General features: G+C 28.1%; 13 protein-coding genes. 2 read left to right on the top strand and 11 right to left on the bottom strand.

What is annotated here, in order from left to right:
• Positions 1 to 54 precede the first annotated feature (54 nt).
• Positions 55 to 330 carry a hypothetical protein gene (locus tag ACLUJM_RS03930; RefSeq protein ID WP_412412260.1) on the top strand — a complete coding sequence of 92 codons (276 nt, stop codon included), beginning with the start codon at positions 55 to 57 and terminating at the stop codon, positions 328 to 330.
• Between the two features lie 365 nt (positions 331 to 695).
• On the opposite strand, the gene lepB is transcribed toward ACLUJM_RS03930, so the two are convergent.
• The 3 genes from lepB to ACLUJM_RS03915 are packed head-to-tail and all read right to left on the bottom strand — an operon-like array spanning position 696 to position 2,161.
• The gene (gene lepB, locus ACLUJM_RS03925) at positions 696 to 1,193 is read right to left on the bottom strand and encodes a signal peptidase I (protein WP_412412259.1); all 498 of its coding nucleotides are present in this window, start codon (positions 1,191 to 1,193) and stop codon (positions 696 to 698) included.
• Between the two features lie 5 nt (positions 1,194 to 1,198).
• Entirely contained in the window at positions 1,199 to 1,804 is a 606-nt protein-coding gene (locus ACLUJM_RS03920; protein ID WP_412412258.1) for a hypothetical protein, read from the bottom strand.
• Positions 1,805 to 1,813: 9 nt separating this feature from the next.
• Positions 1,814 to 2,161, bottom strand: coding sequence for a hypothetical protein (locus ACLUJM_RS03915; RefSeq protein ID WP_412412257.1), 348 nt, complete (start codon positions 2,159 to 2,161; stop codon positions 1,814 to 1,816).
• Positions 2,162 to 2,330: 169 nt separating this feature from the next.
• Between ACLUJM_RS03915 and ACLUJM_RS03910 the strand changes: the two genes are divergently transcribed.
• The gene (locus tag ACLUJM_RS03910) at positions 2,331 to 2,774 is read left to right on the top strand and encodes a hypothetical protein (protein ID WP_412412256.1); all 444 of its coding nucleotides are present in this window, start codon (positions 2,331 to 2,333) and stop codon (positions 2,772 to 2,774) included.
• Between the two features lie 22 nt (positions 2,775 to 2,796).
• Here ACLUJM_RS03910 and ACLUJM_RS03905 read toward each other — a convergent pair whose 3' ends face one another.
• From ACLUJM_RS03905 to ACLUJM_RS03870, 8 genes are all read right to left on the bottom strand, one after another.
• Positions 2,797 to 4,338 (bottom strand): AAA family ATPase, encoded by a 1,542-nt coding sequence (locus ACLUJM_RS03905; protein WP_412412255.1) that lies wholly within the window; start codon positions 4,336 to 4,338, stop codon positions 2,797 to 2,799.
• Between the two features lie 489 nt (positions 4,339 to 4,827).
• A complete protein-coding gene (locus ACLUJM_RS03900) occupies positions 4,828 to 7,500 on the bottom strand; it encodes a hypothetical protein (protein ID WP_412412254.1) in 2,673 nt (890 codons plus the stop codon).
• Positions 7,501 to 7,717: 217 nt separating this feature from the next.
• Positions 7,718 to 7,996, bottom strand: a complete 279-nt coding sequence (locus tag ACLUJM_RS03895) for a hypothetical protein (RefSeq protein WP_412412253.1) — start codon at positions 7,994 to 7,996, stop codon at positions 7,718 to 7,720.
• Between the two features lie 2 nt (positions 7,997 to 7,998).
• On the bottom strand, positions 7,999 to 8,535 hold the full coding sequence (locus ACLUJM_RS03890) for a hypothetical protein (protein ID WP_412412252.1): 537 nt from the start codon (positions 8,533 to 8,535) through the stop codon (positions 7,999 to 8,001).
• Positions 8,507 to 9,421: a hypothetical protein gene (locus ACLUJM_RS03885; protein WP_412412251.1), complete on the bottom strand. Its 915-nt coding sequence runs from the start codon at positions 9,419 to 9,421 to the stop codon at positions 8,507 to 8,509. Before ACLUJM_RS03885 ends, ACLUJM_RS03890 begins: the two co-directional genes overlap by 29 nt.
• Positions 9,422 to 9,582: 161 nt before the next feature.
• Positions 9,583 to 9,861 carry a hypothetical protein gene (locus ACLUJM_RS03880; protein ID WP_412412250.1) on the bottom strand — a complete coding sequence of 93 codons (279 nt, stop codon included), beginning with the start codon at positions 9,859 to 9,861 and terminating at the stop codon, positions 9,583 to 9,585.
• Between the two features lie 124 nt (positions 9,862 to 9,985).
• Positions 9,986 to 11,944: a cell wall-binding repeat-containing protein gene (locus ACLUJM_RS03875; protein WP_412412249.1), complete on the bottom strand. Its 1,959-nt coding sequence runs from the start codon at positions 11,942 to 11,944 to the stop codon at positions 9,986 to 9,988.
• 144 nt (positions 11,945 to 12,088) lie between these two features.
• A partial coding sequence (locus ACLUJM_RS03870; protein ID WP_412412248.1) for a collagen binding domain-containing protein occupies positions 12,089 to 13,227 on the bottom strand: 1,139 nt, incomplete at its 5' end.

Raw genomic sequence — 13,227 nt, 5'->3', positions numbered from 1 at the left:
GGATATAATGTAGTTATACGGAAAATATCCTAAAAAAATAATAAGGAGATCATTATGGAACAAAAACCTATCAGAGCAACAGAGCTGAAAGTCGACATTACTGACGAATTTAAAAAGCTAGACAAAGAAACACAAGCAAAAATTATTAAAGAATTAAATAAATCTTTGCTAAATGATAGAGACTACGATTCTTTCTTCAACGCGTTAAATGAGTATTTCAAGAAAAATAATGTAGACTTTATGGAAAAAATCAACAATGTAAACGATAAACAGCTATTATATGTATTTTTATCCATGACATTAAAAATAGCTTATGGAAAACCTGAATAACAAAAAACAAGGCTTGTATAATCGATTATACAAGCCTTGTTTTATTATAGGCATGTTATTATATGAAAAATTTTATAAAGCCTCGAAAAAAGCCGATATAAGCTTTGTTTATAAAGATAGCTATTTCAAGGCTTTCTCTAGAGATTATCTTAACAAATTAGTGTTTTTATCTATATCGATTAATAGAGACACCCTATCGTTTCCTTTTTTTATTTCTTCTCTTAATTCATCTAGCGAATTTTTGTCAAAACCAATATTTCGATATTTTTTTAGAAAATTTACATAATTTATTCCATCATCTTTGTCGAGTTTTTCTATTATTCGCCAAGAGTACTCCATCTATAGCTAGCTATAGGTGGAGAGGTTCATCTTTCTAAAAAATTATTAATTAACAATCCTTTGATATCCTCTTTTTTAACACTACCAAAATATCTTGAATCCATTGAATTTCCTCTATTATCTCCCATAACAAAATACTCATTTTCACCTATCTTCAAGTTCAGTTTGTTTTTGATATCATTGTCTATCATAGTTTCGCCAAATTCATTTTTTTCTACTCCATTCACCTTTACCTTTCCGTCTTCTATAACAAGGCTATCTCCCGGACAAGCAATTATCCTTTTAATAAGATAACCGTAGCCTTGATTAGTGTAATTATCTTTTATAATAGCGATATCATCATGTTTGATTTTATCTAACTGAATTTTTTTATAAAAGCACATTTCATTTCTAGTTATCGTTGGAAACATGCTTGATCCTCTAACAATTGTTATATCTATTAAAAAAATCTTAATTAAAAATATTATAAAAACTACTGCAAATGAATATGTCAAAATCTTTTCCAATCTTTTACTAATTTCCATAAATATTACCTAATACTTAAAAGCCAAATTACAAAACCTAGTAAAAGTAAAATAAACCCAACAAAAATTAATTTCGCGTTTCTTTTCATAGCCACTTTTCTTTTTTCTTCACGATATAGCTCGTCAATATATTCATCAGCATTTTTAATTACCTCTACTAAATACTCGATATTTTCTCTTCTAACAACTTGATAATCTATCTTTTTATCGGCTATTAGATAAAAATTACTTAAGAAAAGCTCTAAAACACCTTGATTAGCAGGTATTGTTCCAGAATTTTCAATAAGAGATATCTTTAACTCGTTGGAACGCTCTTTTATCTGAACATATATGTACAATGAATCAATATATGTATTAGCTTTAATGCCTTTTTTCTTAATGTCTTTTAGAATATTAGTAATTAAGTTCTTTGCTTTTTCAAATTCAGCGTTATCTTTATATACATTACGCTTTGTATTAATTTGACCTGTGTTTTTATTAAAAGTATTAGTCACTAATTCTACTCTTGATATCTTTTGTATTGTTCCTAATTCTATGTTTTCTTTATTATTAATCGAATTATATCTAATGTTTTCTTCTAGTTGTTCTTCGTAATTCTCTTTGTTTTCCATAATTTCTCCCTATTCAAATATCTTTTTCATCGTAGGAATCTGCTTAATGAGATAAACCATCTTATCTGATTCCATTACATCTTTTATCCTCAATTTTAATGTTGAATTATCATATATCTCATCTTTGAGACTACAAGCTTTGACTAAAATTATTAAATTATTAAATAAGTGTTCATCAAAATTGTCTGATAATTCCTCTAAATCATCACCGTACAAAAACTCGTCTTTTATAGTCTCTAACAACTTTTCTCTATCTTCATTTAATTGTTCTAAAAAAGTTTGCGTATCAATCTCAACATAAACCCTTTTAAAACCATTATATGAATGTTCTCTAATTTCTATTGCATTTTTAGACAATAAATCACCCCTATCTTTACCAATCTTGTTATACCCACGAATACACAAGTTTTGGATAAATTTAGAGAAACGCTTAAGAAAACATTTAATAAAATTACAAAAAGGCAGCAAAACTATCAATGCTTTCGGGTATAACAAAAGTAGGATAATAAAATTTTGGAGAAAAAATATGACTAAGAGATTTCAAGTAACACTTAACGAAGAACAAGAAAAGATTTTAAAAGAACATCACAAAAACGTGAAAAACATTATTCCATCTTTCACTAAATATTTACAATATCGTTTAGCAAACCCGATTATATTTAAAGTAAATATCGGCAGCAGTAATGTTGTTAAAAATGATGATGTGATTGATTCGTTGGAATTCAGTGAACTTTTAAACACTACAAATGAAATTAAAAATGAAATAAAAGATTTCTATTCTAATAAATTAGAAGAAGGAGAACTTTCAAAAGAGGATTATCTAGAAATAAAAAAAGAGGTTATCGAAAAAATCGATAACCTTGAACAAGAACTTGTTTCAGAATTTAGAATAGCTAATAAAAACATTTTAAAAATTAAAAAAAGAATTTTCGAAACTTATAGACTACCCTCGGATTTCAGACAAAAATAGTGGCGTTAGATTGCCACTATTTTCACTGTATATAATCTTGTAGGTCAACTAATTGAATATCCATAAACCCATTTTCAGAAATCACCCCTGAAATACAGTTTTTGGCATGATTATCAATAATGTCACTAACCATTTTATTTATAAACCTTGCGTTACCCGCAACACCTGTTGTTTTACCCATTTTATAATATTGGTCTAATACATATAATAACGGTTTTTCACAATCTTTGCTTAAACCAAGTCCTTTGTTTTTAAGTGTAAACTTGAATATTTCTAATAATTCATTAGCTTTATAGCTTTCAAACTTAATCCAATAGCCAATTCTGGATTTTAGTCCTGGATTGACATTCATCAAGTTTTGCATATCTTTTTCATATCCAGCTAAAATAATAACCAAATCATCCTTCTTGTCTTCCATGTTTTGCAAAAGAACATTTACAGCCTCTTTACCGTAATGGATATCATTTAACGCGTACGCTTCATCTATAAACAACACACCACCTACTGCTGCATCTATAACCTTTTGTACTTTCGGTGCTGTTTGACCCACATATTCAGCCTTTAATGATTCACCGTTAACTTGCACACATCTGTTCTTTCTTGTTATACCTAATTGATATAACAAACCCGCGATAATTCTTGCTACTGTTGTTTTACCAGTACCAGGTTCTCCGTAAAAGATCATGTGGTTATTAAAGCCCGAAGTAAGTTGATCGTTACCTAGCTGTTTCATCTTGTTTTGGAATAAAATCCTGTTTTTAAATGTTTCAATTTGAGATTTTACCTCGCCTAATCCTATTAAAGAGTTGAGTGTTTCTTCAGGATTAGCACTACCTTCATAAATATCAAGACCTGTCATACCTTTTTCAAGCTCCTTATCTTTTTCTTTTTGTTTATTTAAGTCTTTTACAGCCTTTAATTCAGTTTTATAAATAATACCATCGCTATTTTCTACCTTTTCACTAACTAATGAGAAGTCTACTCTCATAGCAAAAACATATTCAATAGTATTTTTGTGGCTAAAAAATCCCGCTTTTTCCCTAGAAATTACCTCTCCTCTTATTGGAACTAAGTAAATAGCGAAAAGAACTTTATCGTCTATATCTGAATTTCTTTCATCAAGAGACTTGTCAAAAAATTCTAGCTTTAATAATGAATTTCCTCTGTCAAAATTCGAATTAAATCCAACATTTCTTCTCGTATAAGTATTAATGCTTTCTATTGCTCGTTTATCTTCTTTTGTTTCACCTTTAATGATAGCTTTAACTGTCGCATACTTTGGCTGTACTTTCAATTCTACAGCTTGATATTCTTGAACCTTATCATCATTTTCCAAGGCTCTATGAACCTCTTTATAATTAACTTTAAATGCCATGTTGCTAAGAAAAGCTGGATCAAGATATAGTCCTTTAGACATTTTATCACTATCTAATATCTTATCTTGCGATACATCTTTACCTTCTTTTAATTGTCTAATAAGCTTTGCTCTTATTTTATAACAGTTTTCGCCTTTGTAATCTAATTTTGTATATTCTTTTAATTCAGCTACTAAATCTACGCTCACTTACAATCACCACCTATTTTGTTTTTCATTTCCTTTCTTTTCTGACTACTCTCCTCGACTAAAATCAGAGGGTTCTCTTTTGGCATAGCCGAAGATTGCTTCATTAAATAAATGATCTAGTCTTCTTTAACAGAGAACTCAACAAATCTATATCGTTTCTATATCGTTCGTATGATATGCACTTCACTATCCCAGCCTTTAAAAGACCTGCTATGTGCTTATGATTTTGTTTATTTAAGTCGGTGCAGTCAATCCGACTGATCTTTTTATCAATCAACCAACTATCTTTTCTTTTGTATTTTTAATATCGGATTATTCTCCATATAATATTATATCGAATATTCTTTGTTATGTACCGTATACTCCTAGAACAAGTATACCATATCCAAACAGCAAATAACCCCCAACTTTTGTTGAGGGTATATGCCATTTCGGAGAGTATATTATGAAACGGATTCTCTATAGGATATAGCTTAGCGGGGTGCAATGCTAAACCATTTCGAATCCATCTTGATCGCGTTTTATATTATCAGATAGGTTTCTATCGTCATAAGAATCATGGTCTAATCCTTTTTTAAGGCTTTCAACAGATTCTCTAGCTTTTTCTTCAATTTCTATAAGTTTTTCTTTTATTTCGTTTGAAATATGACCTAAATCATTGTTAACAGTCTTTAATTCCTTATCAATAGAAATATTTTTTGTCATGTTAGAAACTAAGCTATTATATACATCTTTAGGATTATTCAAAGATGTTTCTTTAATATCAGCTATTGTATTAACAAATCCATCTTCTTTTAGATAATTGTTTTTTTCACAGTATTCAGTTGGATTTAATTGATTTTGTGATTGTATTAAGAAATCACTTCGAGACATTTTTAAATTATCATCTATAAAAGTATTTGCTTTATATAACTCACAAGTATTAACATGGGATATATTAACCCCCGATACTTCGCCTTTTATTCTATCAATTACATCACTTACAAATAATTCTATTTTATTTTTTTCATTACAACCTACTCTCGTATCGTTATATCCAATTTCAATAGGTTTATCTAGTGGAATAATAACTTTATAATGATTTTTTAAGTCTTCATTATTAGTTTTTTCTTTAAGCATATTGTCTTCCGTTTCAGAGATATAGCAAATTATATCTTCTTTTGCAAAAGCTTGTTTAATATCGTCAAAACTTGTATTGTTAGCGTAGATATCCATTGCCAATGCCGTTAGTTCGTTATTATCGTCTCTAAAATCCACAAATCTATCTAGCTTTGATATAGCCTCTAAAGAGTTTTCATTAAAGTTTTTGTCGTTAACTTGGATTTCATATTTCCCAGTAGTTGCTTGTATAATGTCAGATAATGAACGTTGAGTTATATAAGTATCTTGTGAATTTATAGCTTGTTCATAGTTTTTCATTGAATGAGCTATATAGACATCTCTACATTTTGATGTGTCGTGGTTAATATTATCTTTAAGTTTCATATTAATCTTATCGGCTAAATCATCAACCGTCATTCCCTCTACTGATGTTTCGTTATACTCGTTTATAACATCAGCTATTGTTTGTTCATTTCTGTCTTTAACTATATTTATATAATTCTGATTAAATGTTATATAATCAATCTTTTCTCTATCAGATGTTAAGTACATATCATCTAATTTATTAGTTAAATCTTTTAGTTGCTTTTCGTGTTCTACTTTAAATTCTTCTTTAATCTCTTTAAAATCACTCAAACACCCATCGATTAATTCATCAAAATCTCTATTCAACTTTTCATTAGGAATTACTAATTCTTCTTGTTGTGTCTTTTCGTTGTATTCTACTTTGTTAATTCCTAAATCTATTTTTAATTGTTCTAAGACGTGATCTTTAGTAAGACCAGCCTCGTTTTTGTTAGTTCTCATATTATCTTTAAAGTATTCAGTTATTTGATAAGCTAACATGTTTTTGTTTGCCATAAACATAAATTTTTCAGCATTTTCACAACTTTTTATTAATGTTTCGCTTGGAGAAGGATATTTACTATTTTCAATACGTTCACTTAATTCTACTGAATCTGATTCATTCGTTACTGTATCATTAATGCTCTTAGTATTTCTATTGATCTCTTCTTTATCAAAATATTCACTAATAGTTCTGTCTGATATTTTTAGCTTTATACCCTTATCAGAACATATTTCATTAGCTATTTGTTTGACATTAGCTTGATTGATCTCTTTATCTTGTTCTTTTAACATTCCTATTGCTTGCTTAATGTATTGTTGACTATCAGCTAATGTCGAAGAAATTTTACTATTAATTCTTGTTTCTTCACTTCTACTTATTACAGTTCCAATTTCTGCTAAAGAAGAACTTCTAGTATATCTTGCTATTGAGTTAATGAAAGATTGTCTTAAATTGCTTTGTTCTGGCGTTAAATCTTTTATCTTAATTTTATTATCCGCAAAATCTTTAGCAAGTTTTTCTATTTCACTTATTTCATTTTGGCTAAATTTTAATTTATCTTTTTTTGTGTTTTCATCAACTATTGTTGTTCCGTCTTGAAATGATTTATTTAATAAGTTTAGATTTAATCCATCCTTAATTCTAGAATAAACGCGTTGACAAAGATCAGAAATAACATCCTCTGTTTCCATTCCAATATTAGAAGCTCTAACATCTTTATTAACCTTGTAATATATACTTGGATTTTCTACATAAGAACCATAGTCTATGTTAGAACGTTGTTCGCCTTTTCTTAACCCTAAAAAAACCTCTTTTGAAATTGTTTCAAGGTCAAAAAACTTATTTAATATTTTACTAGCCTTTTCTCTATCTTCTTTAGTATCATTAAGATTTAAATCGTTTAATAAAGAATTCTTCTTTCCTAAGTTATTAACCTTTTCTTCCTTCTTTATATATCCATCACCAACAAGATCACTTATAGATTTATCCATTTCTATTGGTAGTATGTTTTCTTGTTTTAATGTATCTAATTTTTGAATAAGAACTTCTTTAACCATATTTTCTGTTTCTTCAAAATTCATACCATTTTCTTCATACATACCTTTAACTTCGATAAAATCATCTGATATTTCTTCAACATTTTTTATAATCTCTTTAAGTTCTTCATCTAAATTCTTTTCTTCATAGTTTTCAAATTTTATATAATCTCCCATATAAGTCCTCCTATTTAACCTTATTATATAGTTATTAATTTAGACTACTTATAATGTTAAATAATTGACGGTGTGTAGAATTATATTATTTTTAGCACAATCTAATAAAACCTTTATATTTAGACGTTTATCAGTGACCTATTTCTCTTTTCAGATAAAAATAAATGACAGAAATAATTGCATATAAAAAATCGCCTTTAATAAGACGACTTTTTATTTATTTTTTGCTTTGCAAATATTCTTCGAAACCTTTATTAATATATTTTTCAATTTTTTCTGGATCATATCCAACAATTAAGTAATTATTACACCTTACAACTGGAACACAATTAATTTTATTTTCTAAAAGAAATTCTCTTGATATTTCATTTTTAGCTATGTTCAAAACTCTTACATAAGTATTATAATCTTCTTCGCCTAATACATCTTTTATACACTCAATTGTTTCTTCGTATAAAGGGTCATCATTTGTTGTATATACATTTATCTCGAACATTTCTACCTCCCTATTTCATTTGTATTTGACTTAATATTATTTTCATCCAAATAGCTTTTAAAAGAACTCATTAGATTTTCGTAATCCTTATTCATTGTTTTTATAGCCTTTTCTCGCAATTCTATATAATCAGAAATCTCTTTTTCACTTAAACTTTCAATCTCAGATTTTTTCATATCTATACCTTTTAAGCTATTCTCATCAGTTGTGATGGTAAACTTCTTTTTCGTAATATTTTCTATTGATTCTTTATATTCTTTTAAATTACTATAAAGCTCTTTTAACTGAATATTATACCTATACAATTTAAAAGCATTGGAGTTTTCTTTTCCTTTAATCTTGATATTATTTAAATCATTTATTATTTTGTATTGCTTATTTTCTATTTTTTGAGTAGCTATTTCATTATTATCTACAGCTCTTGAACTATTTATAATCCCTAATGAAAACAATAAAGTTATCGTAAAAACACTTAAAAGAATTTTGGATAAGTTTTTTTTGATAAATTCGCTACTTCTTTGTATTGTCTTTATTTTCAATTTTATTATCTCCCGACTTTACCTTTTCCTCTTTTTGTTTTGTATCTTTAGTATTAGTATTTTGAACTTGTCCGTTATCTAAATCCATATCTATTATCTTTGTATCATTTGGAACATTTATTTGAAGCTTTCTTAATTTTTTCATTAATATTGGCTCATTATCTTTTATCCCCGTTTGTACTACTTCATAATATTTAATAATAGAAGCCTCCATATCCTTCGTTAAATCAGACTTAACAGAAACATAATTAGCTGGATAAATCTTAATTTGAGGTTCTCCCGACAAACCAGCCTCTTTTACAAAGTAGCTTAATGTTCCTTTCCAAATACCTTTACCATAACTCATTTGACGTTTTGGTTCTTTATCCGTAAAAGTTTGACTTTCTTTGTAATTTTCGTATGGATTTAATTTAGTTTCTACAACGAAGAATTTCTTTGAAGGGTCTGATGATATAGAATCAGCTAAGCTATTTTCATCAGCATTACTAATCATATCTGCCTTTTCTTTTTCTTGTTTAGTCATTTCCGTTGTTTCTAAACTATCATCTTCTTCAACATCCCTCTTTTTCAATCTGTCAGATATCTTTGTCTTATCTTGATTTTCAAGTTCTTCATCTTCTTGATTTGATTTTCCTTCTTTTCCAAGCTTTTGTTCTTGTTTTATTCTTTCTATCTCCTTATCCTTATCATTTGGTGCTTTAACAAAAAACACTACAATTAATGCTATACCTAATAATGCTAATACTGCCGATGTTATTATGAAGTAGAGTTTTTTCTCCATAAACATATCCGTTATCCTACCTTGCTCACCTTTTTTGATAAGCACAATCGGATATCCTGTTATTAATCCCGCCAACATTATTAGAAATAAACCTATAATTACCATTATAATCTCCTTATTCTTGTATTTTCACTATTGTTATACCCACAAATAAGAGGTATTGGAGATTTTAGAAAATTTTTATAAAATATTTATGACAACAAAAAAACAACTAGATAACTAGCATCTAGTTGTTTCTCTTTGAACCTCTCTATTATTACATTTTTCTATACTTTATTAAATTCAGCAATTTTTTGAAGCGTTTTACCATTTTTATGCAAAAATGTCTTTAACCCAAGACCAATATTCCCCTTCCCTGAATCAACTGAAATATCACTTCTTGCATAATTTGTTGCATTAAATGCCTTACAAAATATATTTTCCATAGCTCTGTAATATAAAAATGGCTCGACCGAATCGGAAAATAAATTCGATAATGAACATGTTATTTGAAGCAACTGTGTATATAATTGTTTTTGCTCTTCGTCTTGAATATCGTAAAACATTACTGTATACCTCTTTACCACTTTTCTTTAATTATATCACAACAGCTTTAATAAAATTAAACAAAGCACCAAGTTTTACACAAGGTGCTTTGCAATTTTTGTATGAGGTTTTTATAAGTATTTATTAGTCTGGAATATAATCGAGTTCGTTAAATTCGTCTTCGCCGTATACTCTAATAAATATCATTGACATAGGATCAACTTTACCATTGTTATCTCGGTCAAATTTACTATCATATCTTGCAACGCCGACATAAACGAGACTATTTCTCATTAAAATCTCCCTATGTCTAGGTGAATCCATAAATCCTTGAATTATATATTTTGCATCATCATCCCAATTTACCGCCCATGTTGTTTCTGCCCCAAGTTGTCTTTTCTTAAATTTTATATCTTCTGAAAGCTCTAAAAGCTTTGGAGTCCAAGCATGAGTTATTTCTCCTTTTAAAGAAGCATCTCTTGCATGAATTCTAGCTGTCCTTGTTAAAGTTTTAGAAAGTTTAAGCTCATTTAATCCATTTTCTTTCCTAACCCTATTTAATTCATCCATTATTTCTTGTTCTTTTTGACTAAGTGGTTCATTATAATCTACATTATAGTATTTTATTAATTCTTCATCTGTCGTAGGAATAGGTTCAATTATATCTTTATCTTCAACTTTAGTACCAACTAAGATTATTTCATCTACTGGTTTCTTTGTAATGTTTTCACTTATCTTTTTCTTACTAACCAATACACCATCTTTATATGTTTCTTCATATATTATTTCTTTTTCTCCATTTGTACCTTGTTGTTTTGTTTTTCTTTCACCTTGTTTTAGTGTTGGATCTTTTTCTTCTTTTGTAGCATATTTAATAGTTTCCTTAACAGTCACTCTTTTTGTAGTAACTGTTGGTTCTTTATCAGCTTTAGTACCCACTAAGATTATTTCATCTACTGGTTTCTTTGTAATATTTTCGCCTATCTTTTTCTTGCTAATAAACACACCATCTTTATATGTTTCTTCATATATTATTTCTTTTTCTCCATTTGCACCTCGTTGTTTTGTTTTTCTTTCACCTTGTTTTAATGTTGGATCTTTTTCTTCTTTTGTAGCATATTTTATCGTTTCTTTAACTGTTACCTTTTTATTTTCTGTTTTATCAGTATCTAAATTTTTATCAAAAATACTTTCATCAATAGATAAGTTACCACCAACTACAATAAAATCTTTGTCTTTAGAGATTTCTTTTATCATTGGCGAAAAGTCTGCTCTTTTAGACAAAACTACAGCTCTTTTATCTTTTCTTGCAAGAGATCCCGCTACTAAGTTATCTGCAAAATTTTCTCCACTTACTACGATGTATTTACTATCAGAAATTTCTTTTGCTAATTTTTCTGATGTTTCATATCTATTAGCCCCACTAATTCTTTGTACATTAGCGTACTTAGATAATTTATTTTCTACATTCTTTGAGATAGATTTTTCTCCACCAACAATGTAAATGTTCTTTAAATTCTTATTTACATTTAGGTATTGTTTTAATCTTTCATGAACTTCATTTGATGGTGTAATTGCAATTGTCGCATTTTTGATTTGTGTAAGTGCGGAACTTACCAATCCATCAGCAAAGTTTTCTCCACTTACTACAATTAAGTTTTCTTTGTTTTTATCTAAGGTCTTGTAATTAACATCATATCTATTTCGACCTGAAACTCTAGTTATTTTAGAAGTTTTTGCTAATTCATTCTCAACATTTTTTGAAACTGATTTCTCTCCACCAATTATAAATACATTTTTATATCCTTTATTTCTAATGTCTTTTAATGTATTAGAATCTATAGAATCTGATTTAGTATAATAAATTGGCATATCTCCCTTGGCTATTTCACTTGATGAAATACTGTCAGAATAAGCTAAGTAATTTAATACAATGCAGCTTTTAGAATCAGAAAACTTATTTGCTACGTTTATTGCAACCTCAAACCTATCTCTTCCTCCTATTCTTTTACCTTGGCTATCAGCTAAGGTATTAAATGGAACTGCTAATGTAGTTGCCAAAGACAACATTACTACTGTTTTTAATAGTTTTTTGTTTTTCATAAATACTCCTTTTTAAGTTATTTTTATATATTCATTATATCGAAAACCTAGTGCAGTAACAATATCCTAGATTTCTATATTTTGTACCCTATTTTAAAAAAACAGAAGAAGATAGCAATTAGACTATCTTCTTCTTATTATTAGTTAAGCAAATACTCTTTTCTTTTTTAGAATATATGCCAACATAATGATACCTAATCCTGAAATTAAGAACACCGTAGCTCCCTTAGTCCCAGTCGATGGTATATTTTCCTCCACTTTATAGTTGTTTAATGTAACAGTATAAACTGGAGACACTTGTCTTGTTAAGTCAATTTCTATATCTTTAGAATATGGTCTGAATCCATTAGGAGCTTTAGTTTCTCTTAATACATATTGACCTATTCTTAGATTAGAAAACTCAATTTCACCTTTATCATTAGTTACTTTTGACTCAACTTTAGTTAATGTTGAACCATTTTTCTTAAATAAAGTAAATTCAGCGTTCTTAAGGAAATTACCATTATTATCTTTCTTAATGACTTTTATTGTCTTTTCTATTGGTTCATTATTTATAGATAATGTAATTGATTTATTAGCACCACTTATATTTACTTCGTGTAATTGTGAATTTAATTTATATCCATAAATAGTTTCTTTTTCACGAATATAATATTTACCGTATTCTAAATTAGAAAATTTAGCTATACCGCTTGAATTTGTCTTTAAAGTTTTTATTACATTTTTATCTTTGTTTAACAATTCAAACGTAACACCCTCAAGCGTTTTTTGATTTTTAGAATCTTTTTTAACAATTGTTATTGAACCATCCCTTGGAATTTGTGTGTTTTTGAAATTAAAAGAGTTATATTTATTCACTACATCACAAATTAAAGGAGTGTTAGATAATTGATATCCTGTTGGTGCTTTTACTTCTGTTAGTGTATATCTTCCCTTTTTATCCAAATCTAGTATTTCTATTTTACCTTCATTTGAAAGTTTAAGCGTATAGTTATATGAACTATCTTTTCTGTATACTCCATCTGATAATTTTGTTACGTATACATCTTTTCCATCTGGATCTTTTAATCTAAATTCAGCATTTTTTACTTTATCTGACCCAACGATAGCTTGCCCTGTTTTAGAATCAACTTTAGTTATAGATAAATCATAAAGTTCTTTTTCATTATAAATTGTTAGATTTTCCGTTTTGTATGTGTTCGTTATTCTAGCTTGTTCCAAATCAGTTTTTAATATATATCCTGCCTTTGTAGACTTTTCTCTTACATAGTAATTTCCAACCT

Origin of the sequence: Finegoldia sp., assembly GCF_046991905.1 — a bacterium.
In the GTDB taxonomy this organism is placed as follows: Bacteria; Bacillota; Clostridia; order Tissierellales; family Peptoniphilaceae; genus Finegoldia.
Note: the sequence above shows the minus strand (reverse complement) of the source record. Positions and strands in the feature narration are given on the sequence as shown.